Genomic DNA, 26,290 nt, shown 5'->3' with positions numbered 1-26,290 from the left:
TATGGGGTAATAAAATGAAAAAACATTTAGTTATAGTGGAATCGCCTTCCAAATCGAAGACGATTGAGAAATATTTAGGAAAAGATTACAGAGTCGTTTCCAGCAAAGGCCATGTGTGTGACTTGGCAACAAGTGGAAAAGAAGGTTTAGGAATCGATGTAGAACATGATTTTGAACCTAAATATAAAATTAGTAAAGAAAAAAAAGAAGTTGTAAAAGAATTAAAAGAATATGCTTCTAAGGCAAAAGATATCTATCTTGCGAGTGACCCGGACCGTGAAGGAGAAGCTATTGCTTGGCATTTAGCTCGTGTTTTGGATTTAAATATTGAAGACAACAATCGTATTGTATTCCATGAAATCACAAAACCAGCTATTCTTGAAGCGATGAAAGAACCGAGACAAATCGATATGGATCTTGTGAAATCACAAGAAACACGTCGTATGTTAGACCGAATTATTGGATTTAAATTAAGCAAATTATTACAGAATAAGATCCAGTCAAAATCAGCAGGACGTGTGCAATCTGTCGCATTGAAGTTGATCGTTGATCGTGAAAATGAAATCAAAGCGTTTAAACAAGAAGAATATTGGACGATTCATGCGCAATGTAAAAAGCAAAATAAAGCTTTTGAAGCTGATTTAGTTAAAGTAGAAGGTAAAAAGCCAAAAATCAAAAACGAAGAAGAGGCTAAGGCATTATTAGAAAGATGTAATGGGGAGTATGTTGTTTCATCTATTTCTAAAAAACAAAAGAAAAAACAACCCAAACTTCCATTTACAACTTCAACAATGCAGCAGGAAGCAAGTACGAAATTAGGGTTTGGGGCAAAGAAAACAATGAGCGTTGCTCAAAAGATGTATGAAGGTATTGATCTAGGCGGAAATATGGAAGGTTTGATTACATATATGCGTTCGGATTCAACTCGTTTATCAGATATTTTTGTTTCAGATGCCAAAGAATTTATCACAAATACATATGGCAAAGAATATGTTGGTCATGTTCATCAAAAAAATGGCAAGAACACGCAAGATGCACACGAAGCAATTCGTCCAACGAATATCCATCGTACGCCAGAATCGATTAAGGATCATTTGACGACTGATCAATATCGTTTATATTCCTTGATTTATGCTCGTACTTTGGCATCTTTAATGAAAGATGCAGTTTATGATGTAACAAGTATTAAAATCACAAACAATGATTTGGAATTTAGTGCAAGTGGACAAACAATGACTTTTGATGGTTATTATAAAGTCTATTCAAAATACGAAAAACAAAGTGATGCATTACTTCCAACTTTAGAAGAAAATGAAATATTAAAAAATGTAACACCAATTTCGAAACAGCACTTTACAGAACCACCAGCACGATATACAGAAGCAAAATTAATCAAGGATCTAGAAGAAAAATCAATAGGTAGACCAAGTACATATGCGACAATCATTGATACTTTACAAAAACGTGGCTATGCATCTTTGGAAAAGGCAAGTGAAACTTCAAAGACAAAAGTATTTTTCCCTAGTGAACAAGGCATTTTGACAAATGAAAAGCTTCAACAATATTTTTCAAGTGTAATCAATGTTGAATATACAGCGGATATGGAAAAAACATTGGATGAAATTGCAGAAGGCAATGAAGATTCTATTTCTTATATGCATAAGTTCTATGATAAGTTTGCACCACTAGTAGAAGATGCTTATGAAAAAATGCCGAAAAAAGAATTGGAACGTGTAGGACGTACTTGCCCTGAATGTGGTGGCGAACTTGTTTATCGTAATGGACGTTTTGGTAAGTTCATTTCATGCATCAATTTCCCAACATGTCGTTACACAGAAAATAATGAGGAAGAACTTCCAGAAGAGGCAAAAGAAGAAAAGATTTGTCCAAACTGCGGAGCAAAAATGGTTATTAAAAGAGGTCGCTATGGTCAATTCTGGGCATGTTCGAATTATCCGGAATGTAAGACAATTGAATCTTTGAAAAAGAAAGCTAAACCTGAACCAACAGGCGAGATGTGTCCAGAATGTGGGCATGAGCTTGTTCGAAGAAAATCGCGTTTTGGGACAACTTTTATTGGTTGTTCAAATTATCCAAAATGCCACTATATAAAAAAAGAACCTAAGAAAACAGAGGAAGAAAAATAATGGAAAAAGTTACAGTTGTAGGAGCAGGACTTGCCGGATGTGAGGCAACTTGGCAACTTATAAAAAGAAACATTCCTGTGCGATTGGTTGAAATGCGTCCTAAGAAGGAAAGTCCAGCCTTTCATACAGATCGATTTGCAGAACTTGTATGTTCAAACTCGCTTCGTTCAAATGCGATGAATAATGCGGTAGGAATTTTAAAAGAAGAATTACGCCAAATGGATTCTTTGGTCATGAAATCAGCCGACATGCATGCGGTGCCTGCAGGAAGTGCATTAGCAGTCGATCGAGAAACATTTTCTCAATACATTACAGACACAATCAAAAATCATCCTTTGGTTGAAGTGGTAAATGAAGAAATGACAAGTTTACCTGAAGGACCATGCATTATTGCTACTGGACCTTTGACAAGTGATTCTTTAGCAAAGGCTATTCATGATTTTACGGCAGAAGATACTTTTCATTTTTATGATGCAGCTGCACCAATCATTGAAAAGGACTCTATTGATTTTAGTAAAGCGTATTATAAATCTCGTTATGATAAGGGAGAAGCAAGTTATATTAATTGTCCAATGAATGCAGATGAATTTGAAACATTCTATGATGCACTTATTCATGCAGAATGTGTGAATTTGCATGAATTCGAAAAAGAAACGTATTTTGAAGGTTGTATGCCAATTGAAGAAATGGCTCGTCGAGGAAAAAAGACAATGTTGTTTGGCCCATTAAAACCGGTTGGACTTGAAAAAGATAAGGATTCGCATCCTGTAGCTGTTGTTCAGTTGCGTCAAGATAATGTGGCTGCGAGCATGTATAATATTGTTGGTTTCCAAACGCATTTAACTTGGCCGGAACAAAGAAGAGTGTTTGCCTTGATTCCAGGATTGGAAAATTTGAAGATTACTCGTTATGGTGTTATGCATCGAAATTCATATTTATCAAGTCCCGTCGTTTTAAAAGAAACATATCAATCTAAAAAACGCGATGATCTATTCTTTGCAGGACAATTAACAGGTGTTGAAGGATATGTGGAATCTTGTGCATCCGGATTGATTGCCGGAGTTAATATGGCATTATATATACAAGGTAAAGAGCCAATTTGTTTTGGAAATACGTGTGTTATGGGGTCACAAGCCTATTACATCACGCATTGTGATGCTAAACATTTTCAGCCAATGAACGCAAACTTTGGGATTATGCACTTAAATGAAAAATGCAAGAAGTATGAGCGTAAAGAAAAATTTGCATCTCAAGCACTAGCTCGTATTGCGCAAATCAAGGATGAAGTCGATGGATGAATTGATTGAGCGATTTTTAAAATATATTTATCGTAAAAATACCCAATCTGAAAAAACAATCGAGTCATATAAAAATGATTTAAACCAATTTAAAGAATATTTATCAAGTCAATCTATTGATTCATTTGAATCTTGCGATAGATTGACTTTTATGAATTTTCTAGCTACATTAGGTCATCTTAAATCAAGCTCGATTGCTCGCAAAATGAGCGTGTATCGTTCGTTTTATGCGTATTTGGCTGAATATATGGGTATTATCGAAAATCCGTTGATAGGAATACAAACGCCTAAGAAATCCAAACAAATACCCGATTTTTTGTTTGTGGAAGAGATTCAGGAATTTTTAAATTCTTATAATGACGCGAAGGATGATGAATATCGCGATCGTATATTATTTACGATCATGTATGCATGTGGATTACGTGTAAGTGAATGTGTGAATTTAGAGTGGAAACAAATAGATCTAAATAATCGCATTGTACATATTCGTGGTAAAGGGGATAAAGATCGTATTGTGCCTTTTTATCAAGGTTTTGAAAAAGAATTATTGGAGTATAAAAGTAAGTTTTGGTCAAAATACGCAATTGATGATCATGTGTTTGTGAATCTAAAGGGTAAACAGCTCACATCTCGTGGCATTCAATATTTAATGGATAAGCATGCCAAAAAGATAGGTATGCATATGAAATTGCATCCTCATATGCTTAGACATAGTTTTGCGACACACCTATTGGATAATGGAGCAGATATTCGTGTTGTTCAAGAGCTATTAGGACATTCCTCTTTATCAACGACACAAATTTATACGCATGTCACTACTGCACAGTTAGTGAAGGCTTATAAAAAAGCACATCCTTTTAAGAAATAACATCTTGCAAGTTAAGGTGGATATTGCTATAATGTAAAAGCGCGTGATTGCGCTTATTACACACATCATGGATTCGTGTGCCCGTGCACTAAGGTGTTGCATGCGTCTGAAATGATGGAGGAGAAACGGAAAGGTAGGACTATTATGTCAATCGTATCAATGAAGAAAATGTTAGAGAACGGTGTTCACTTTGGTCACCAGACTCGCCGTTGGAACCCAAAGATGAAACCATTCATCTACACAAGTCGCAACGGGGTTTATATCGTAGATTTAAACCAAACTCAAGCACAAATCGAAGCTGCTTACAATGAATTAAAAGCTATTAGCGAACGTGGAGGAAAAGTATTGTTCGTAGGAACAAAGAAACAAGCTGCTGAAGTTGTTGAAGAACAAGCTTTACGTTCAGGATCTTTCTATGTTAACAAACGTTGGTTAGGTGGTTTATTAACAAACTTCCGTACAATCCAAAAACGTATCAAACGTTTAGTTGAAATCGAAGAAATGGAAGCTAGCGGAAAAATCGAAGTTTATACTAAGAAAGAACAAGCTAACTTACGTAAAGAAAAAGCTAAATTGGAAGGTTCTTTAGGTGGAATCAAAGAAATGAAGAAACTTCCAGATGCATTAGTTGTTATTGATCCAAAAGAAGAACACAATGCTATCGCAGAAGCTAAAAAATTAGGAATCCCTGTATTCGCTATGTTAGATACAAACTGTGATCCAGAAGATGCTGATTTCGCAATCGCTTCTAATGATGATGCAGTTCGCTCAATCAAATTAGTTACAACAATCTTAGCTGACGCTATCGTTGATGCTAAGGGTGGTCTATTAGAAATGGCTTACTTAGATGAAACTGAAGATGATGTAACTATGGAAGACGTAATCAAAAACGTAGAAGCACAAATCGCTGAAAACGAACGTCGTCGTCGTCAAAGAAATGAAGAACGTAGAAAACGTAACTTCGAACGTAAAAACCGTCGTCCTTTCAACAAAAAAGGTGAAGACGTAAAACCAGCTGCTAAAGCTGAAGAAGCAAAAGCTGCTGAATAATTAAAAATATAGGAGGATGCTAAAATGGCTATCACTGCTGCTCAAGTAAAAGAATTACGTGAAAAAACAGGTGCTGGTATGATGGATTGCAAAAAAGCCTTAACTGAATGTGAAGGTGACATTGCAAAAGCTGTTGACTGGTTACGTGAAAAGGGAATCGCAAAATCTGCTAAAAAAGAAGGACGTATCGCTGCTGAAGGTTTAACTCGTGTTGCTGTTAGTGGAAACACTGCTGTATTATTCGAAGTTAACTCAGAAACTGACTTCGTAAGTAAGAATGAACAATTCTTAGGTTTGATGAACACTTTACAAGAAGCAATTCTTGCAAACAAACCTGCTTCAACTGAAGAAGCTTTAAACATCCAAACTGCAGAAGGAACTATCAATGATTTAATCATCAATGCTACAGCTACAATCGGAGAAAAAATTTCTTTCCGTCGTGTTGCTGTTGTTGAAAAAGCAGATGATGAAATTTTCGGTTCATACATGCACATGGGTGGATCAATTTCTGCTGTTGTAGTTGTTAAAGGAACTGAAGATGCTACTGTAGCTAAAAACTTAGCAATGCAAGTTGCTAGTATGGCTCCAAAATATGTATCTCAAGCTGAAGTACCAGGTGAAGAAGTTGAACACGAACGTGAACTTCAATTACAAATGATGAAAGCTGATCCTAACATGGCTAAAAAGCCAGAAAAAGTATTGGAAGGAATCTTAAAAGGAAAAGTTGACAAACACTTTAAAGACCAATGCTTATTAGATCAAGAATATTTCTTAGAACCAAAAACTAAGGTTTCTCAATTCTTGAAAGACAACAAAGCTGAAGTAGTAACATTCGTACGTTTCCAAACTGGTGAAGGTATCGAAAAACGCGAAGAAAACTTTGCTGAAGAAGTTGCTGCTCAAATGGCTAAGTAATTTAACTTTTACTTATAACCCTTGGAAATTCCAAGGGTTTTTCTTTTTCTTTATGGCAAGATAGTGTATAATTGTTATGATAATTCAATAAGGAGCAATATTATGTATAAACGTGTTTTATTAAAATTAAGTGGTGAAGCATTATCTAGTCCTGAAGCTGCTTTTGATCCAGAAATCTTAAAGAGATTAGCAAAAGAATTGAAAGAAGTTCAAAAGTTAGGGGTAGAACTTGCAATCGTTGTCGGTGGTGGCAACTTCATTCGTGGTAAAATGATGGCTGAAATGGGAATGAACCGTGCTCAAGCTGATTATATGGGAATGTTAGGTACAGTTATTAATGCTTTAGCTGTTCAAAATGCTTTAGAACAAGAAGGTGTGCAAACACGTGTTCAAACAGCTGTTGAAATGCAAAAAGTAGCTGAACCATTCATTTTAAGACGTGCATTGCGTCACTTAGAAAAAGGCAGAATCGTTATTTTTGGAGCTGGTACAGGTTCTCCATACTTCTCAACAGATACAACAGCTGCATTACGTGCTTCTGAAATTAATGCAGATGTTATCTTAATGGCAAAAAACGGTGTTGATGGTGTTTATGATTCAGATCCTAAAAAGAATCCAAACGCAAAAAAATATGATACACTAAATTATATGGATGTACTAAATGAAGGCTTACAAGTCATGGATTCAACAGCTATTAGTATGTGTATGGATAATGATATTGATTTAGTTGTATTCAATATGAATGAACCAGGAAATATTGTTAAGGCTGTTCGCCGTGAAGTAAACGGTACTACAATCACTAAAAAGAAATAAGGAGAAATAACATGAGTGATATTTTATTAAATGCAGAAGAAAAAATGATGGGGGCTATTGATAATCTAGAATCAAACCTACGTCAAATCCGTACTGGACGTGCTAGCGGACAAATGCTAGAACGTGTACAAGTTGAATATTATGGAGCAATGACTCCAATCAATCAGATTGCACAAATCTCAGTTGTAGAAGGAACACAATTAGTTGTTAAACCTTACGATCGTTCAATCGTTAAAGGTATTGCACACGCGATTCAAGCTGCTAACTTAGGATTAAATCCACAAGCAGAAGCTGACGTTATTCGTATTCAAGTTCCTCAATTAACAGAAGATCGTCGTAAAGAATTAGCAAAAGATGCTCAAAAATACGGTGAAGAAGCTAAGGTTGCTATCCGTAACGTACGTCGTGATGCAAATGATGCAATCAAGAAAGATAAAGAACTTCCTGAAGATGAAAAGAAACAGACATTGGAAGAATCACAAAAATTGACAGATAAATATATTAAAGATGTTGATTCAATTACCGAAACAAAGAAAAAAGAAATATTAAATGTCTAAGTCCAAACTCAATTTGGACTTTTTTAAAAAGGAGGCTTTTATGATACCAAAAACAGTAGCTATCATCATGGATGGTAATGGGCGTTGGGCCAAAAAAAGAGGCTTACCAAGAACGGCTGGACACAAAAAAGGTGCGGATACAATTCGTACTGTAGCTTTAGCTGCTCAGGACATGGGAATTCAAAAATTAATTCTATATGCTTTCTCAACTGAAAACTGGAAAAGACCTGAAGATGAAGTTTCTTATTTATGTAAATTACCAGGCTTATTCTTCAATAAATTTATCAATGAATTAATGGAAAAGAATATCCAGGTTACATTTGCGGGGGAATTAGAAAAATTTCCACAAGCAACACAAGATGTCATCAATAAAGCTGTAAATATGACAAAGGATAATACCGGCTTAGAATTATGTTTAGCTATTAATTATGGATCACGTAGAGAAATGCTATTGGGTATGAAAAAATATGCTGATGAGGTGGTTCAAGGTAAAAGAGAAAATGATTTAACGGAAGAAGAATTCTCTAAGTATTTATTTGTACCAGAAGATATCGATTTGATGATTCGTACAAGTGGAGAACTTCGTATTTCCAATTATCTATTATGGCAACTAGCTTATGCTGAATTAATTTTTACACCTGTCGCATGGCCAGATTTTGATGAAAAAGCATTAAGAGATTGTTTAGATGAATTTGCCTCTAGAGATCGTAGATTTGGAGGCTTAACTTCATGAAACAAAGAATTATTACCGCAATAGGTATCATTCTTGTTGTTGCTTTACCTGTAGCACTTGGTGGGCTTTGGCTTGAAGCTTTGGCCTTATTTATCGTATGTGCAGGAGCTTATGAATGGATGCATATTCAACCTGATTTTAAAAGTTGGCCAAAATATGTAATGCCATTGAGTGCTTTGGCTGTCATACTCACAAGAGTCTTACCTGATAAATACTTTTTAGTCGTAGTAACACTTATTGTTGTATTCTTGTGGAGTTTAGTTGTATTTGTAGAGAATTTCTCAATTATGGATTCTTTTGTATGTATTTCATACGTAACGATTTTCTCACTAGTATATCATGCTGTTGGACAGATTTCAGGCATACATCAATACTTATGGACGATTGTATTTGCCACATACGGAAGTGATACAGGCGCATATTTTGTAGGGCGTGCTATTGGAAAACACAAAATGAATCCTAGAATCTCACCAAAAAAGAGTTGGGAAGGTTTTGTAGGAGGCATTGTATTTGGATTTATATTGAGCTTAGCTGTAAGCTTTAGTTATATTTCAAATTTAAATCCAGTATTAAATACATTTTTATGTTTATTATGTCCTATTACTGCAGAGCTTGGAGATTTGTGTTTTAGTGCTATAAAACGTCATTTTGCGGTAAAAGACTTCTCAAACCTTTTACCAGGACATGGTGGCGTTTTGGATCGTGTAGACTCACTATTATTGAATATCATGTTATTTAGTGTGTTATATACAATCATTCTCTAAGGGGGATATAGATGGATTTTGTTATTGGATTAATCGCATTTATTATCATGTTAAGTGTGATTGTCATTTTACATGAATTAGGACATTTTTTAGTCGCAAAACATTTTGGTGTTTATTGTAAAGAATTTTCGATTGGTATGGGTCCATGCCTTTATCAAAAACAAGGAAAAGAAACAGCTTTTTCAATTCGTGCCATTCCTTTTGGTGGCTATGTTATGATGGCTGGAGAAGAAGATGGATCCCAAAGTGAAGAAGATAGTTGGTTAAAAGATATACCAGAAAACAGACGATTAAATGGTATAGAAAAATGGAAACAAGTCTGTATTATGATTGCAGGAATTGTGATGAATATTCTTTTGGCATGGATTATTTATATGGGAGTTGCTTTAGCACAAGGCTATGTGGTTGAAGAAGCTAAACCTGTTGTTTATGTAGTTGAAGAAAACTCAGTTGCTCAAAAGGCAGGACTTGAAAAGGATGATCATATTATCAAAGTTTTAAGTGAAGATGGAAATAGTATTCAACCTAAAACACAATATGAAATTTTAGAGTTTATTCAATATCATCATGATACACTCACATTAACTGTGAAAAGAGATAAAACAACATTTAAAACGACATTAACTCCATCTTATGATAAAGATATGGAAGGCTATACACTTGGCTATAAGGCGATTGCGTATGCCAAAAAAATCCCATGGTATCAATCATTATGGGTGGGTTGTCAAAATACTTGGGATAGTGCAACAACTATATTTAAATCTTTGAATATGATTATTCGTGGACAAGGACTTGAAAATTTATCAGGCCCTGTTGGTATATTAAATGTGACAAGTAAATCTGTTCAATATGGCTTAGATATGTATTTTAGTCTATTTGCGATGATTTCATTAAATATTGGTATCTTTAACGCACTTCCAATTCCTGCATTAGATGGTGGAAGAATTTTGATTTTACTCATTGAGAAATTAATTGGACGAAAAGTCTCAACTAAAATTGTTGAAAATATTATTTTGGCAAGTTTTGTATTATTGATGATACTCTTTATTTATGCAACATATAATGATATTGCTCGATTGTTTTAAAAAAAGGACCTATATTTTATAATATAGGTTTTTCTTTTTAGATGAAATACAGAATGGCTATCAAGTGACATATACTTGCTAAGATAATGAAAATGTGCCATACAAAATGGAAGTATCTTTTTTGGGGCTTTGAATAAAAGAAAGTACCAATGGTATACATGACACCACCTAAGGCAATCAGAATAATGAAGATTGGTCGTGTTTCTTTAATCAATGTTGGCAAAATAAAGACAGCTAACCATCCCATGATCATATAGATTGTCATTGAAAGTTTAGGATAACTTTTCGTCGCAATCGATTTCAATAAGATTCCCGCAATGACCATAGCCCATTCGATTGCTAATATAGTATATCCTTTCCAATTATTCATTAGTTTTAAACAAATAGGCGTATAGGTACCCGCAATTGCTAATAAGATCATAATATGATCTAGCTTTCTAAATACATACTTGTGTGTTGTTTCATGTGGCATGCTGTGGTAAAGACAAGATCCGGCAAACATAAAGAGAAGACAAATCAAAAATACTGCTGTTCCTAGTGTTTCAATAGCACCGCCCCTTAAATAGGCGCGGACACTATAGTAAGGAAGTGCAAATAGAATCAAAATTGCCATAACTCCATGTGTGATACAATTTCCTACTTCTTCACCAAAACAAAGTGGATAAACATACCGCATACTATCTTTCTTGTTCATACGCACACTATAACATAATAATAAATAATATACAATCTAGAAATTAAAACTACATATATTTTATGTGCAAATTTTGATATAATACACTAGTTAGAGTGGAGGGTCTTGATGTTTTTAAAACGTATTGAATTACAAGGCTTTAAAAGCTTTGCGGACAAAACAGTGATTCAATTTGATCAAGATATTACAGGTATAGTTGGACCAAACGGATGTGGTAAAAGTAATGTGAATGACGCTATTCGTTGGGTACTAGGTGAACAGAGTGTAAAATCACTTCGTTCTGGAACCAATATGTCAGATATTATCTTCTCGGGAAGTGAGTATAGAAAACCTGTAAATATGGCACGCGTTACATTGGTGTTTGACAATTCAACACGTGTTTTTGATTCGGATTTTGATGAAATCGAAATTACACGACAAATACTTCGCGCAAATAATGAAGCAAGTTATTTTATAAATAAAACGCCTTGCCGACTAAAAGATATTAATGATTTAGTTATGGATACAGGTTTAGGAAAAGATTCCTTAAGTATTATTACACAGGGAAATATTTCTTCTTTTGCGGATGCCAAACCAGAAGACAGGCGTTCTTTGTTTGAAGAAGCTGCGGGTGTCGCAAAATATAAAAAGAGAAAAAAGGTGTCATTGTCAAAATTAGAGCAGACAAAAGAAAATCTAGATCGTTTGCAGGACATTCTAGATGAGCTTGAAAGGCAAATTTCTCCTTTGGAAAAACAAGCAAAAAAAGCTGAAAAATATATTTCTTTAAGAGATAAATTATCAAAAATTGAAATCAGTGTACTTGTAGAAGACATTGATCAATATAATGAGAAAATCAATCAAATCAATAAAGAATTGTTTGATATTCAAGCTATGCATACATCTGAAAATGCAGAATTATTAAAGCAGGAAACGCGCTTAGAAAATATTCGTAAAGAAATGTATGCTCTTGATAAACAGATCAATGAGTTACAAGGTAAATATACAAAGGCGATGGAAGAAAATTATCAGCTTGAAAGACGTAAAATCGAACAAGATGAAAAGCGTAAATATATGTTGAAGGTGGCTGATAAAAAGGCTCGTCAAAAAGAAATTCAAGCTATGCTAGAGGAAGCTCGATTTGAATATCAAGATCGTCATCAACGTTTGATGCAGACGCAACAAGATTTGAACAACCGTCGTAATATAGTGAATGATCTAAAAACGAAGATTTCTAAAGCTCGTTATGAATCAGATCAGGCAAACAATATTTTGACACAACTTCAAAATCGTCGACAAGTATTAGAAAATATGATGAAACAGCCATTTGCACACCAACAAGGTGTACGCTCTGTTATGCAGGCTAAGAATTCTTTATCCGGCGTTTATGGCGTTGTCAGTGAATTATTGATTGCGCATACAGATAAAGCTTTAGCTGTCAATGCGGCTTTAGGTGGAAGCATTTATCAGATCATCACTAAAAATGAGGCGGATGCAAGAAATGCCATTTCATTCTTAAAGAGAAACCGTAGTGGGCGTGCTACTTTCTTGCCACTAAGTGTATGTTATCCTAGAAAGATGAATGAACAAGTCATTACGATTGCCTCAACTAGCCCTGGCTTTTTAGGCTTTGCGAGTGAATGCGTGGATTGTAAAGAGATTTTTGATCCTGTAAAAGAAAGATTATTAGGCAATGTCATTGTCGTAGATACACTACAAAATGCCAACGAAACCGCAAAACGATTACGTTATGCATATAAGATCGTTACTTTAGATGGAGATATCGTTCATACAGGTGGTAGTATGACGGGTGGTGTTACGAAAAACCAAAGTACACCAGTTACAATGCGTCAAGAATTAGATACGATCAATTCTAAAATTGAGGGGCAAAAAATCAAAGCCGATAGTTGTCTGAATGAAACGGAAATTCTTACACAAAAACTTCAAAAAGAAAATGATGCGATCGTAACTTTACAAATCGAATTGGCAAAATTAGAAAATATTTATGCAACAAAAAAGGCAAAATACGATTCAATTCTTGCAGAATACCAAGAATTAGGTGTCGATATTGAAGAAAATGCAGAATTAGCACAAGATGATCTTGTTGTTCAAATGTCTAAAATGCATGCCGTATTAGATTCATTGTCTTTAGAAATTCAAAGCTTGCGTCAGTCACGCTTTGATAAGGGCAATGATGCGGAACAGCTTGAAAATCAAATTCGCTTAGTTCGAAGAGAAATGAATTCTAAACAATCGCAAATCCATAATTATGAAATGGAAATTGTGAAGGTCAAAACACAATTGGAAAATGCATTGAACCGTTTAAGTACCGATTATGAAATGACTTATGAATATGCATTAACGAAAAAGGAAGATGTAGAAATCGAAAGTGCTAAAGAAGAAGTTATCCAGCTTCGTCAAGCCATTTCTCGTTTGGGGAATGTAAACTTGGATGCGCCAAATGAATATAAAGAAGTCAAAGAACGCTTTGATTTTATGACGAGCCAAAAAGAAGATTTAGAAAAGGCAAGTCAACAAATCTTGGCGGCCATTGATGAAATGGATAAGACAATGATCAGTCAATTTACTGAAATGTTTAATAAAATCAACGCTGAATTAGATGGTGTGTTTAAAGCTATGTTTGGTGGAGGACGTGCAAGTCTTTCTATGGTAGATCCGGACGATGTATTAAATACGGGTATTGATATTGATGTGCAGCCTCCTGGAAAGATGGTTAAAAATATTCAAACATTCTCCGGTGGAGAAAAAGCATTGATTGCAATCAGTGTATTGTTTGCGATATTAAAAGCTAGAACAATGCCATTATGTATCTTCGATGAGGTTGAAGCGGCATTAGACCAGGCTAATGTAGAGCGTTTTGCACGTTATCTATCGCATTATCGTGGTCAATCTCAATTTATTGCGGTAACACATAGACCAGGAACGATGGAACAGTGTGATACTTTATATGGTGTTACGATGCAAAAAGATGGTGTTAGTAAAGTATTAAAGGTGCAGTTAAAAGATGCAGTACATATAGCTAAGGAGGAAGAGTAATGTCGGTCTTTTCAAAAATCAAAGAGGCTTTCGTGAAAAGTGAAGACAAAGATAAATATTTATCGGGTCTTGATCGTTCAAAGAAAAGTTTTGGAGATCGTATTCGTGCTTTATCCAATAACTTTCATGGAATTGATGATGATTTATTAGAACAAATCATGGTTATTCTACTTGAAAGTGATGTGGGTATTCATACAGCACAAAAAATTGTGGATGCGTTTGAATCGAATGGAAAACATGTTAAAGATTATGATTCTATGTTAGATTATTTAGTATCGATTCTTTATGATTTCTATGATGAATCTAGTGATGAAGCAATCAAAATGAATGAAGATGGTCCAACTGTCATTTTGATGGTTGGAGTAAATGGTAGTGGTAAAACGACTACAAGTGCAAAATTGATTCAATATTATAAAGAGCAAGGAAAGAAAGTTGCGGTAGCTGCAGCCGATACATTCCGTGCAGGAGCCATTGATCAAATTGATACTTGGGCAAATCGTTTAGGTGTACATTGTATTAAAGGTAAAATGAATCAAGATCCAAGTTCTGTACTTGTCGATGCTTGTCGTTATGCCAAAGAAAATGATGTAGATATTTTGATTTGCGATACAGCAGGTCGTCTACAAAATAAGACAAATTTGATGAATGAATTAAGCAAGATGCATCGTGTTGTACAAAGAGAAATCGAGGGTGCACCACAAGAAGTTTGGTTAGTTCTAGATGCGACTACAGGACAAAATGGTATTTCTCAGGCAAAAGTATTCTTAGAAGCTACAGATGTTACAGGTATTGTTTTAACGAAGATGGATGGAACTGCCAAAGGTGGCGTGGTACTTGCGATTCGAGATTTATTACATTTACCAGTTCGCTTCTTAGGTTTAGGCGAAAAACCAGCTGATTTAAGACCATTTGATATCAATGCCTTCTTGATGGGAATCACAAAAGGTATGGAAGAATAATGATTTCAAAATTGGATGCGAATGATTTATTCGATGTATATGGAGAATTGTTGACTGAAAGGCAAAGAGAGATTTTATCTCTTTACTATGAAGAAGATTTCTCTTATACTGAAATAAGTGAGGAACTAGAGATTTCTCGTGCAGCCGCGATGGATTCGGTTCATCGAGCTACGAAATTACTGGAAAAATATGAAGCAGCGATTGGATATGTCGCTAAGAAAAAATTATTAGATTCATGGATTTTACAACATGAGGATGTTGAACAAATCGAAATATTAAAAGAAATTTTTTAGGAGGATCAAAAAATGTCGATTGTTATGAGTGTTAATGCAGGAAGTTCATCTTTGAAATTCCAAGTTTTCAAAATGCCAGAAGAAGAAGTTCTAGCACAAGGAAATGTTGAGCGTATTGGTTTGAATGATTCTATTTTTGGAATGAAAGCCAATGGAGAAAAAATTGAGGAAATCTTAGATATCAAAGATCATGCAGTAGCCGTTAAAAAATTAATGGAAGCTTTGATCGAACACAAAGTTGTAAATAGTTTAGAAGATATTAAAGCGATTGGACACCGTGTTGTTCATGGTGGAGAATATTTCTCTCATTCTGTTCCTGTAGATGCAGATGTAGAAGCTAAAGTAGAAGAATTATGTGCATTAGCTCCTTTACACAACCCAGCAGCATTAGTTGGATACCGTTCATTTAGAGATGCTTTACCAGAATGTAAACACACATTCGTATTTGATACAGCATTCCACCAAAGTATGCCAGAAGAAAACTACATCTTCCCACTTCCTTATGAATATTATACAAATGATAAAGTGCGTCGTTATGGTGCTCATGGAACTAGCCATGAATATTTGACAAAACGTTTAGCTGAACTTCAAGGAAAAAAACAAGAAGAAATGAATATCATCACTTGTCACTTGGGAAATGGTGCAAGTATTACAGCTGTAAAAAATGGTAAATCATATAAGACATCAATGGGATTCACACCTCTAGGAGGAATCATGATGGGTACTCGTTGTGGAGATATTGACCCTGCAATCGTTCCATTCTTAGAAAATAAATATGGATATACACCAGATGAAATGGATACAATTATGAACAAAAAATCTGGTATGTTAGGTGTAAGTGGAATCTCTAGTGATGGACGTGATATTGAAGCAGCTATCAAAGAAGGAAATCCACGCGCAATCTTAACTCAAAATGTTTATGTTAACCGTATTGTTGAAGTTGTATCAGGATACTATGGATTAATGGGTGGAGCTGATGCGATCGTTTTTGCGGGTGGTATCGGTGAAAATGACTGTGCAATGCGTCAAAGAATTTGTGATGGATTATCAGCATTTGGTGTTGTAGTAAAACCAGAAGACAACGATGGAGTTCGCGGTGTTGAAAAATTATTAAGTGCTCCTGAATCAAAAATGCAAGTATGGTTATTACCTACAAATGAAGAATTAGTTATCGCACGTGATGCCTACAAGGATTTGATGGCTAATGCCTAATGATATTTTAGAAAGTGTAAAAGATTTTAATACAATCACAATCTTTCGACATGTTTTTGCCGATATGGATGCGATTGGATCTCAATTTGGTTTAAAGTACTATTTAGAAAGTGCCTACCCAGATAAAAAAATCTATTGTTTAGGAAGTAATTGTCCTGTATCGCAAAGAAACAATGTAGAAATGGATGAAGTAGATGATGAAGTAGTAGCTTCAAGCTTAGCTATTGTTTTAGATACTTCAAATGCAGCACGTATTGATGATGAGCGTTATCGATTCGCCAAAAAATCGATTCGTATTGATCATCATGTGCAAGTAGAAACCATTTGTGATGAAGAATGGATCGACGATAAGGCAAGTGCTACTTGTGAGTTATTAGCTTTATATCTTCAAGAAAAAAAAGTGAATATTCCTGTAGAAAGTGCATTGATGTTATATCTTGGATTGACGGCAGACAATATTCGTTTTACGACAAACAATGTTCGTCCAGCTACATTCGATGCTGCAAAATACTTATTTGAGCAAGGTGTAGATGTTACTAAAGTTGAACAACTCAACTTCTCTAAATCGATTGAAGATTACAGATATGAAACGGTTGTACGAAATCATACAATACTTAAAAATAAATTTCTTTATTCGATTCTAGAATGTGAAGATTATGAAGAGTATGGTTTAAGCTTTACAGATGCCAAAGATAAAGTGTATTGTTTAGCCGGTATTGATTGTGTTGAAATGTGGGCTTTATTTACACGCATGGAAGATCGAATTCACTACAGTGCATCTTTAAGATCAAGAAATATTCCAATTCGTGATGTTGCCATGGAATTTGGCGGTGGCGGTCACGAATGTGCAAGTGGAATCAAAAACTTGACGCGTGATCAAGTGAATCAAATTATTGAAATTTTATCAAATCGAGAGGTAGCTTAATAAGCTATCTCTTTTATTGTGATATAATATCTACAATAGAAAGGTGGGATTTCATGGTTCATTTACATATGCGAAGTTCATACTCTTTACTTGAATCACCTATTCGTTTAGAAAATATGATTCTTCATCAAAAACAACTCGGATATAATCATGTATGTTTAACCGATCATAATGTGATGTATGGAACGATGGAGTTCTATCAACTATGTAAAAAACATAATGTACATCCTATCATTGGTTTAGAAGTGGATTCCATCTATAATGAAGAATCTTTTCATTTTATTCTTCTAGCGAAGAATGATATGGGTCTACAGAATTTATATAAATTAAGTTCCATTATTAAAGAAAATATAGCTTTTGAAGAAGTTGTAAAGTATGCCAAAGATTGTGTTGTGCTTACTTCAAGTGATGGAAAAGACACATTTAGTGCATATATTGAACATCAAGATTTAGAAAAGTTAAGTACATTTGTAGAATTGTGTAAAAATTCGTTTTCGGATTTTTATGTTTCTATATCTATGAATGATTCAGGAAAGAAAAGAGTCGATAATAAGATTTTAAAACAACTTGATTGTAAGTGTGTAGCACTATCGCGTATTCTTTATGAGAATCGTGAAGACGTAAAATCTTTACAAGTATTAAGAGCGATTGCCAAACAAACAAATATTGAAAATCAAGGCTTAGATGTGCAATTTCAAAGATATTTAAGAAGTCCGCAAGAAATGGAAGCCTTGTATGATGAAAGTGATTTATTGGCTACAGAAGAAATCGCAAGAATGTGCAATGTTCAAATGGCTTTTCAAAAATCAAAGCTTCCAGTGTTCGAAAATAAGTTGCATATTGATTCTAGTGATTATTTGGTTAAACTTTGTAAAAAGGGATTGGAAAAACGATTAAATGGCAATCTAAATGCCGTTTATATGAATCGTCTAGAATATGAATTGAGTGTCATTATCAATATGGGATTTACCGATTACTTTTTGATTGTCTGGGACTTTATTCGATATGCCAGAAGTAAAGATATATTTGTGGGTCCAGGACGTGGAAGTGCAGCTGGTTCTTTAGTTGCCTATTGTCTAGGTATTACGCATATTGATCCAATTCAGAATAATTTGTTGTTTGAAAGATTTTTAAATCCATCACGTATTTCTATGCCCGATATTGATACGGATTTTCCAGATGATCGACGCGATGAAGTTATTCAATATGTTCGTGAATTATACGGACAAGATCATGTGAGTCATATTGTAACATTTAATACATTGCAGGCAAGACAAGCCATTCGTGATGTAGGCCGTGTGATGAATATTCCGGCAAGAATTGTGGATGAGCTTTCTAAAATGTTAAAGAATACACCAAAAATTACTTTGGTGCAGGCTTATAATGAGAATGCTTTATTTCGAAAAAGGATTCAATCGGATCAAAAATTAATTGAATTATTTAAGATGTGTGTAAATATTGAAGGTTTACCACGCCATACATCCTTGCATGCAGCAGGAATTGTTCTTTCGAATCAGCCAATTGTGAATGTCTGTCCTCTTGTGAGTGTGGATGGTGATATACAGGCTACTCAATTTACAGCCGAATATCTAGAGGATTTAGGCTTGATCAAAATGGATTTTTTGGGAATTCGTAATTTAACAACGATTCATCAAATCGTCACGAATCTAAAAGAACAAAAACATATTTCTTTAGATATGATGAAAATCAATTTAAAGGATGCGAAAACATATCAATTACTATCACTTGGAAATACATTAGGTGTATTTCAATTGGAGTCGAGTGGAATTACATCTTTACTACAAAAGATACAACCCAATAAATTTGAGGATATTAGTGTCGTATTAGCTTTGTATCGTCCTGGAGCGATGCAACATATTGATACATATATTGAAAGGAAAAAGGATCCTTCAAAAGTTGTATATCCACATCCTTTATTAGAACCTATCTTAAAAGAAACCTATGGAATTATGATTTATCAGGAACAGGTTATGCAGACGGCCCAAGTGATCGCAGGCTTTAGTCTTGCACAAGCTGATACGCTTCGTAAGGCTATGTCCAAAAAGAAATTAGACGTCATGCAGAACTTAAAAGAGCAATTTATATTAGGTGCACGAAAGAATCGTATCAAAGATTCGGTTTCCAATGAGATATTTTCAATTATGGAACAATTTGCAGGTTATGGATTTAATAAATCACATAGTTATGCCTATAGTTTAGTTGCCTATCAAATGGCTTATTTAAAGGCAAATTATCCTTTGTATTTTTATCAGAGTTTATTAAATAGTGTCATTGGTTCGGGTATAAAAACGTCGCAATATATTTATGAATGTAAAAGAAGAAACATTGTTGTGAATGGTTGTGATGTTAATCATTCAAAGGCTTTCTATACAATTGAAGCTAATTCAATTCGTATGCCGTTACAAGTTTTAAAGGGGGTAGGTAAGACGATTTATCCAACGATTATTGAGCATGGTCCTTATACAGATTTATTTGACTTTTTGGCCAAGGCAAGTATGTATAAGATCAATGAATCTACAATTCGTATCTTAATTGATGGAGGTGCATTGGATTGTTTTGGGTATAATCGAGCTACTTTAAATGAGAATTTAAGAAAACTCATGGATTATGTAAACATTGTACGAATTGAAGATCCTAACGATTTACGCTTTGACTTTAGTATTGTTTCTCGTCCGGGGATTCAAAGAATCAAAGAGAATCCAATTCAAAAGGCACAAAAAGAACAATATGTGTATGATTTTTATGTAAGTGAGCATCCTGTGCAATCTTTGCGTGTGCATAAATATCCAAATTGCATTCCATTATTGAATGCGGTAAATAGAGATGGGTATATGAATATCTTAGTGCGTGTCGCATCTTTTAGAACGCATAAGACAAAGAAAGGTGACTGGATGTGCTTCATGAGTGTAGAGGATGAAGCTGGTAAAATGGATGCGGTTATCATGCCTCGTTTGTATGAGCAACAAAAAGCGAATATTCAAAAAGATCGAATTTGTTTGATCCAAGGTAAGAAGGATCGTCCAACATCAATTGTAGTTAATAGAATAGAATGGATCGAGGTGTAAAAAATGATCACAAAACGAAATAATTTATTATCTAAAAAAGTAATTCAAGGTTTAAAAAACAGACATATGAATGGGTATTATGTACATTCAAAACAAGAAGCTGTAGATTTGGCGCTTGAAATTATGGAACCAGGCTCAAGTGTAGGTTGGGGAGGTTCGGATACTTTAAATAAAATTGGTATTAAGGAAGAGCTTTATAAAAGAAATTTTAAAGTCATCGATCGTGATCAGGCTAAAGATGCCGAAGAAAAATATAAATTAGAAAGAGATTGTTTTTATGCAGACTACTATTTGATGAGTACAAATGCCATGACAGAAGATGGAATCTTAGTCAATATGGATGGGCATTGTAATCGTGTGTCATGTTTATGTTTTGGTCCTAGACATGTCATAATGATTGTGGGTATGAATAAGGTCACAAAAGATGTAGAGAGTGCTATTTCTAGACTAAGAAATGTAGCTGCTCCAATCAACAGTCAACGTTTTAAAGGAAATAGACCTTGCCAATTAACAGGTAGTTGTGCAAATTGTTTAGCGGAAGGCTGCATTTGTGATCAACTAGTCATCACAAGAAACAGCATGGAACCCGATCGTATTCATGTGATTTTAGTGGATGAAGTATTAGGATATTAGAAAGAAATGGCTATAGAATTTAGCCATTTTTTCATATGTGTATAATTATAATGATGAATTTCTTGCATTATTTGTAGTTTCATGTTTTAATCTTTATGCGTAAAAAAATTATCCAGAGTTGAAGTAGAGAGTTAGCTCGTTGACTTCACGCCAACCTGACGATATGTTAAGGTGGTCCTGCTAACAGCGATAAGAAGTATAGAGAATTGTAACATACTTCTTAAAGTATGTTTTTTTTATGGATAAGCAAGAGGAGGAGACAAAATGAAAGATTATATTTTTACAAGTGAAAGTGTTACTGAAGGTCATCCAGATAAAATTTGTGACCAAATTGCCGATGCAATCGTAGATGCTGCATTAGCTCAAGATCCATATTCAAATATGGCTGTTGAATGTACAATTAAAGATGATTTTGTATTGATTTATGGTGAATGTAATACAAAGGCTGAATTGGATTATGAAACAATCGCATTAAATGAAATCAAACGTATTGGATACACAGAAGAATATCATGTACATACTGTTGTAAACCAACAAAGTCCTGAAATTCACAATGCGGTAAACCGTGATGAAGTATGTGCAGGTGACCAAGGTATTATGTTTGGATATGCTTGTGATGAAAATGATGAGTATATGCCACTAACAATCTATTATGCACACCTTTTAGCTCGTCAATTGACAAAAGTTAGAAGAGAACACCCAGACTTATTAAAACCAGATGGAAAAACACAGGTATCTGTTGAATATGAAAATGATGAAATCAAACGTATTGATACAATCGTAGTTTCTACACAACATTCAAAAGATATTACGCAAGAAGAAATCAAAGAATTGATTATGAACGAAGTTATCAAACCTTGTATTGATGAAAAATATTTAGATGAAAATACTAAATATTTCATCAACCCATCTGGAAGCTTCGTTGTAGGTGGATCATGGGGAGATTCAGGAACGACAGGACGTAAAATCGTATGTGATACATATGGTGGACGTGGACGTATTGGAGGAGGATGCTTCTCTAGTAAAGACCCTACTAAGGTAGACCGTAGTGCTGCTTACTATTCTCGTTATGTAGCTAAAAACATTGTTGCGAATGGTCTAGCACGTCGTTGTGAAGTTGAAGTTGCGTACGCAATTGGTAAAGCTCAACCAGTTTCATTATGTGTAGATACTTTTGGAACAGGTAAATTTGATGATGAAAAACTATTGGAAATTGTAAAGAAAAACTTCAATTTCGAAGTAGGAAATATCATTTCAGAGTTGGATCTAAGAAAGCCAGTTTACCACAAAACATCATGTTATGGACACTTTGGTGATCCTCAATTTACTTGGGAAAAGGTTAAAAAATTAGAATATTAATCGTTAGGAACTATTAGGTTTGGCACGATAAATTTGAATGGGTTAGGTGAATTTGCTATCCAAGATTTTTAACAGGAGGCATATACTCCAAAACTGTTTATAGCTGATATTGGACTTGGACAACGTTTTAGTTGTCTGGGTCCTTTTTTTCAGGCGTTTTAATGCTTAAGTTATCCTTGTTGAATAAAAAAAACGAAGACTGTGGTAATCTTCGTTATAAATTTCAGGCTGACATCCAATCGGAAACCCAAGTGTTTTTACATGCATTATATAGCCTTCTGTATACATAACCATCTTCTAATTTATATTTCCATCGGTAAGTAGTTTGTTTTGAATTCTTGATGACTGTATTCTGTGTATTTGTGATTGATTGAATGTTTCGGGTTTTTCCGAGATCTTTGTATGTCGGCAATTTTTGTTCGTCTTGTATTTCTTTTAAGTTGGTATATCCACCTAAGATATATTGATTATCTAAATAAAATAATAAGGATGGAGGATTGTTTTTGTTTTCGAATATATACGCATTTGAATTTGTGATCTCAAAGGTATTTTCTGTTAACTCAGTATTTGTATAATATCCAGAAATATTTATAAAGGTAGATAAGAAACAGATCAATACAGTTGAAACCAAAATAAAAGCATTTGTTTTCTTTTTGTGTAGACCTCTCATCATGTAATGGATTCTGTAATTAAGAATGAATCCATTAGAAGAAATATAGGATGTGAATGATTTCTGAGAACATTGCTTCTGTATTTGAATTAAGGTTTGCATATAGGCAAAGCTTTCTTTTTCATCAAGATTTTGGATTATAGAATCATCAGTTTTCATTTCTAAATATAGGAAAATATATTTTTTGAAGAAATATATGGGGATAAACCACCAGTACATGCAACAAATAAGATTTAATATGCCTTTGATTAGATTGTGATTCTTCTTGATGTGGTAACTTTCATGTGCGAGGATTGAATTTAAATCCGATTCTGAATAGTCAATTTCAGGAAGCAAAATAGTTTTGTGTAATCCAATCACACAAGGTCCATAGATCAAATTCGATTTATATACAGGATAAGCTTGTCTATATCCAACAATTTGACTTTGCTTCATTATTTTTTTGTAGATATATTCCGTATGAATATAATCTTTTACGAAGTAGATTAAAAAGATTGCACTTCCTATAAGCCACAATAAGATCAAGAGCTTTACTACATGTGTTTGATTGAAGAAATCCAAAAGTGGATTCATTACTTTTTGGATTGGAATATAGATCATATGTGCATGTTCAAACGGAAACAGCAAGCGAATAAAAATCAGGCATATGATTAATAAGAGTGCATCTGTACGAAAGTATTTATATGCCTTTTTATGTCGTAGTATAAATCCCAAACACATTATGAATAAAGTAACACTGCATAATCCGGAGAAGAATGAAGTCAGAGAAAATGTCATTTTAATGCTCTTAATTTTTTCTCGATGAGTTTTTGAAGTTTTTCTAATTCTTTTAAATCATCCGTATTATTGACAAAGTTACTGGCTAATTGAAGTCTTGTATCATTGTTGATAAAAGAATCTACATATTCAGCTTGTGATACGAGTGGTTTATACTTACGTGTTAAGGATTTGTTGTTGAAGGCAATGTCGTACACTTCAATAAAATGCACTTCTAATAAATGGCGCAAAGCTTGTTGGATCGTGTAAATACTCAATTCTTCATTAGAGGTTTCTCTAATTTCACTTGCTGACATTTCAATGTGACTGTCCCATAGAATGTCCATCACACTTCTTTCTTTTTTTGTTAGTTGTATCATAATTATCACCCAATATAATTTTAACATTGTTTCAAAAATATGCAATATAAATTAAAACATGAAACGCTTGCAAAAAAAGACAATCGGAATATAATGAAGATAGGAAAACGTTTTCGCAACAAAAGAAGGAGGAAAAGACTTATGAAAAAGAGAACGATGTATATTTTATGTTTATCTGCTGTTGTAGGAGTTTGTACCTTTAAAGCATTTGCAGCAAGTTATTATGAGCCTATCCATGTAGAAAGTCCTACTATAGATGTTGATGCCGATTCAGAGGTACAGACTCAACAATATGTGGATTTTAAATTTAAAGGATTGAAGAATAGTCAGCATATTATTCTAGTAAAAGGTGGTGGCTATTTACTTAATGGAGATGGTTCAGATGTGGATAAATCTGATTTACAGGATGGGGATCGAATTATCACAGTGAAGCAGGCAAAAGAAATTGAAAAAGCATCATATTTAGAGAATGAAGATTAATGGATGGGGGTGAAACAATGAAAAAGATTCAATTATTAGTTCCTTTGTTTGTTGGTTTAGTTGCTGTTACAGCTTATCCAGCTTTCGCAAGATCGAGTGAAGAACCGGTAAATATTAAAGAAGTAAAAGAGACAAATGAGGATGTAGGCTATTTTCCTGGATGCGATGATGATGAAAAAGTGATTCCATTAGGAGATGGCTTTCTAGGTGGAGAAGCTTACTTACAAAATGGGGATGAAGAGATCTACTTGAATAGTGAGACGGATTCGAGTGCAATCACTGTTAAAGAAGCAAAGGAAATCTTAAAAAGCAGACAGGCAGAGTCTGACAATCAATAATTGAGAGTAACAATATGAATTTCGTGTGGAATAAAATTGGGTGAGGTTACATGAATTTACGCTCTAAGATTTAAGGTGCGACATATGCTCTAAAATGGATTGTAGCTAATATTGGACTTGGACAACATTAATTTGTTCGGGTCCTTTTTGTAGTTCTTTTCTACTAAAAAGTACAAATAAATGGGACGGACTTGTAAAAAATGGCAAATTAAAACAAATTAATATGTTAAATTGTGGGAAATACGGGTATTTTTTTGACACTTTAGACTAAATAGTGTAGGCTCTTTAATTGTGTGAAGCACGAGGAGGCCCATAACTATGAAAAAATTAGTCCAAGCATTCGTAAGTTTGATTATTGCTACATCTACATTTGCAGGTGTAACAACTGTTTCAGCAAAGGAAAACACACCAGCTTATAAAGTCGAATATCAAGATGCAGATTCAATGAAATCTGTGTTTAAAAAAGAATTACATAAAAAATATGCGAATGTAAAATTTAAGAAGAAAACAAAAAATGTATCTGTATATGAATCAAAAAACTATAAGGTAAAAGTTAAAGATTTAGATGTTGATACAATTGGGAAACAAACAATTTCCATTGAGGGAGAAAATAAAAAAACAAGTGAAAAACAAAGTGCTGAAGTAAAAGTTAAAGTACAAGATACGACAGCTCCTGAAATCACTTGTGAAGATGTTTTAACAGTTGAACAAAATGAATCTTTTGATATCAATAGCCATGTTTCTTTAAATGAAGAAGGAACAATTCAATTAACTAGCGATATCAACACTTGTGATGTAGGAACATTCACAACAACGATTCAAGCTAAAGATACAGCTGGTAACATGAGTGAAAAAAATATTACAGTTAATGTCGAAAAGAGTTTTTATCAAAGAATTGCGGATGCTGCATTAGCTCAGATTGGTGTATATCAAGATTGTACAATGTTAGTCACAAATTCTTTAGCAGCCGTTGGAATCAATTTCCATGGTGCACCAACCGCTTATTTAAGCCTGGGTACATTGACAAATGATCCGGTTCCAGGTGATATTTGTGTATACCAAGGACATGTTGCATTATATGTTGGAAATGGTCAAGCTGTTCATGGTGGATGGTTAGGTAACCAAACTGTTTTAACAAGTGTATCTTGTGGTCAACCATTTATTGGCTATGTTCATGTAAATCGTTAAGCGAGTTTATTTAAACTCGTTTTTTTCTTTTTCTGCATAATAAAAAGAAGG

Annotated in this window: 24 protein-coding genes; 21 read left to right on the top strand and 3 right to left on the bottom strand. The window is 34.2% G+C overall.

Going from position 1 to position 26,290, the window contains the following annotated elements:
- Positions 1-14 precede the first annotated feature (14 nt).
- From topA to rseP, 10 genes are all read left to right on the top strand, one after another.
- Entirely contained in the window at positions 15-2,147 is a 2,133-nt protein-coding gene (topA, locus tag Q0E86_RS05285) for a type I DNA topoisomerase (RefSeq protein ID WP_295755057.1), read from the top strand.
- Positions 2,147-3,445, top strand: coding sequence for a methylenetetrahydrofolate--tRNA-(uracil(54)-C(5))-methyltransferase (FADH(2)-oxidizing) TrmFO (gene trmFO, locus Q0E86_RS05280; protein ID WP_295755055.1), 1,299 nt, complete (start codon positions 2,147-2,149; stop codon positions 3,443-3,445). Before topA ends, trmFO begins: the two co-directional genes overlap by 1 nt.
- Entirely contained in the window at positions 3,438-4,313 is an 876-nt protein-coding gene (xerA, locus tag Q0E86_RS05275; RefSeq protein ID WP_295755053.1) for a site-specific tyrosine recombinase/integron integrase, read from the top strand. Before trmFO ends, xerA begins: the two co-directional genes overlap by 8 nt.
- Positions 4,314-4,457: 144 nt before the next feature.
- A complete protein-coding gene (gene rpsB / locus Q0E86_RS05270) occupies positions 4,458-5,363 on the top strand; it encodes a 30S ribosomal protein S2 (protein ID WP_040466456.1) in 906 nt (301 codons plus the stop codon).
- A 24-nt stretch (positions 5,364-5,387) separates the two neighbouring features.
- Positions 5,388-6,278: a translation elongation factor Ts gene (tsf, locus tag Q0E86_RS05265; RefSeq protein WP_270484704.1), complete on the top strand. Its 891-nt coding sequence runs from the start codon at positions 5,388-5,390 to the stop codon at positions 6,276-6,278.
- A 102-nt stretch (positions 6,279-6,380) separates the two neighbouring features.
- Positions 6,381-7,091 carry a UMP kinase gene (pyrH, locus tag Q0E86_RS05260; protein WP_003865905.1) on the top strand — a complete coding sequence of 237 codons (711 nt, stop codon included), beginning with the start codon at positions 6,381-6,383 and terminating at the stop codon, positions 7,089-7,091.
- An 11-nt stretch (positions 7,092-7,102) separates the two neighbouring features.
- Positions 7,103-7,648, top strand: a complete 546-nt coding sequence (frr, locus tag Q0E86_RS05255) for a ribosome recycling factor (RefSeq protein ID WP_003865904.1) — start codon at positions 7,103-7,105, stop codon at positions 7,646-7,648.
- Between the two features lie 40 nt (positions 7,649-7,688).
- The gene (locus Q0E86_RS05250; protein ID WP_288520534.1) at positions 7,689-8,381 is read left to right on the top strand and encodes an isoprenyl transferase; all 693 of its coding nucleotides are present in this window, start codon (positions 7,689-7,691) and stop codon (positions 8,379-8,381) included.
- Positions 8,378-9,145: a phosphatidate cytidylyltransferase gene (locus Q0E86_RS05245; protein WP_295755047.1), complete on the top strand. Its 768-nt coding sequence runs from the start codon at positions 8,378-8,380 to the stop codon at positions 9,143-9,145. Before Q0E86_RS05250 ends, Q0E86_RS05245 begins: the two co-directional genes overlap by 4 nt.
- A gap of 11 nt (positions 9,146-9,156) precedes the next feature.
- Entirely contained in the window at positions 9,157-10,230 is a 1,074-nt protein-coding gene (gene rseP, locus Q0E86_RS05240) for an RIP metalloprotease RseP (protein ID WP_295755045.1), read from the top strand.
- A 37-nt stretch (positions 10,231-10,267) separates the two neighbouring features.
- Here rseP and Q0E86_RS05235 read toward each other — a convergent pair whose 3' ends face one another.
- Complete coding sequence (locus tag Q0E86_RS05235; RefSeq protein WP_295755044.1) at positions 10,268-10,924, bottom strand: hemolysin III family protein; 657 nt, start codon at positions 10,922-10,924, stop codon at positions 10,268-10,270.
- A gap of 108 nt (positions 10,925-11,032) precedes the next feature.
- On the opposite strand from Q0E86_RS05235, the gene Q0E86_RS05230 reads away from it, so the two are divergent.
- From Q0E86_RS05230 to metK, 8 genes are all read left to right on the top strand, one after another.
- A complete protein-coding gene (locus Q0E86_RS05230) occupies positions 11,033-13,960 on the top strand; it encodes a chromosome segregation protein SMC (RefSeq protein ID WP_295755043.1) in 2,928 nt (975 codons plus the stop codon).
- The gene (gene ftsY, locus Q0E86_RS05225; protein WP_295755041.1) at positions 13,960-14,919 is read left to right on the top strand and encodes a signal recognition particle-docking protein FtsY; all 960 of its coding nucleotides are present in this window, start codon (positions 13,960-13,962) and stop codon (positions 14,917-14,919) included. Before Q0E86_RS05230 ends, ftsY begins: the two co-directional genes overlap by 1 nt.
- Positions 14,919-15,212, top strand: a complete 294-nt coding sequence (gene ylxM / locus Q0E86_RS05220; protein WP_295755040.1) for a YlxM family DNA-binding protein — start codon at positions 14,919-14,921, stop codon at positions 15,210-15,212. The genes ftsY and ylxM overlap by 1 nt, the downstream gene beginning before the upstream one ends.
- A gap of 12 nt (positions 15,213-15,224) precedes the next feature.
- Complete coding sequence (locus tag Q0E86_RS05215; protein WP_295755038.1) at positions 15,225-16,424, top strand: acetate/propionate family kinase; 1,200 nt, start codon at positions 15,225-15,227, stop codon at positions 16,422-16,424.
- Positions 16,417-17,349, top strand: coding sequence for a bifunctional oligoribonuclease/PAP phosphatase NrnA (locus tag Q0E86_RS05210; RefSeq protein WP_295755036.1), 933 nt, complete (start codon positions 16,417-16,419; stop codon positions 17,347-17,349). The genes Q0E86_RS05215 and Q0E86_RS05210 overlap by 8 nt, the downstream gene beginning before the upstream one ends.
- A 53-nt stretch (positions 17,350-17,402) precedes the next feature.
- A complete protein-coding gene (locus Q0E86_RS05205) occupies positions 17,403-20,435 on the top strand; it encodes a DNA polymerase III subunit alpha (RefSeq protein ID WP_295755034.1) in 3,033 nt (1,010 codons plus the stop codon).
- A gap of 3 nt (positions 20,436-20,438) precedes the next feature.
- Complete coding sequence (locus tag Q0E86_RS05200; protein WP_295755032.1) at positions 20,439-21,068, top strand: lactate utilization protein; 630 nt, start codon at positions 20,439-20,441, stop codon at positions 21,066-21,068.
- Between the two features lie 264 nt (positions 21,069-21,332).
- Positions 21,333-22,427, top strand: coding sequence for a methionine adenosyltransferase (gene metK / locus Q0E86_RS05195; protein ID WP_118356928.1), 1,095 nt, complete (start codon positions 21,333-21,335; stop codon positions 22,425-22,427).
- Between the two features lie 223 nt (positions 22,428-22,650).
- On the opposite strand, the gene Q0E86_RS05190 is transcribed toward metK, so the two are convergent.
- Positions 22,651-23,697, bottom strand: coding sequence for a M56 family metallopeptidase (locus Q0E86_RS05190; protein ID WP_295755030.1), 1,047 nt, complete (start codon positions 23,695-23,697; stop codon positions 22,651-22,653).
- A 173-nt stretch (positions 23,698-23,870) separates the two neighbouring features.
- The gene (locus Q0E86_RS05185; protein ID WP_227994043.1) at positions 23,871-24,233 is read right to left on the bottom strand and encodes a BlaI/MecI/CopY family transcriptional regulator; all 363 of its coding nucleotides are present in this window, start codon (positions 24,231-24,233) and stop codon (positions 23,871-23,873) included.
- Between the two features lie 141 nt (positions 24,234-24,374).
- Between Q0E86_RS05185 and Q0E86_RS05180 the strand changes: the two genes are divergently transcribed.
- The 3 genes from Q0E86_RS05180 (at position 24,375) to Q0E86_RS05170 (ending at position 26,239) form a co-directional block, all read left to right on the top strand.
- Complete coding sequence (locus tag Q0E86_RS05180; RefSeq protein WP_295755029.1) at positions 24,375-24,713, top strand: hypothetical protein; 339 nt, start codon at positions 24,375-24,377, stop codon at positions 24,711-24,713.
- A gap of 17 nt (positions 24,714-24,730) precedes the next feature.
- Positions 24,731-25,051: a hypothetical protein gene (locus Q0E86_RS05175; RefSeq protein ID WP_295755027.1), complete on the top strand. Its 321-nt coding sequence runs from the start codon at positions 24,731-24,733 to the stop codon at positions 25,049-25,051.
- Positions 25,052-25,369: 318 nt separating this feature from the next.
- Positions 25,370-26,239 (top strand): NlpC/P60 family protein, encoded by an 870-nt coding sequence (locus Q0E86_RS05170; protein ID WP_295755026.1) that lies wholly within the window; start codon positions 25,370-25,372, stop codon positions 26,237-26,239.
- Positions 26,240-26,290: the final 51 nt, after the last annotated feature.

Source organism: uncultured Holdemanella sp., from assembly GCF_934754935.1.
Taxonomy (GTDB): Bacteria; Bacillota_I; Bacilli_A; order Erysipelotrichales; family Erysipelotrichaceae; genus Holdemanella.
Note: the sequence above shows the minus strand (reverse complement) of the source record. Positions and strands in the feature narration are given on the sequence as shown.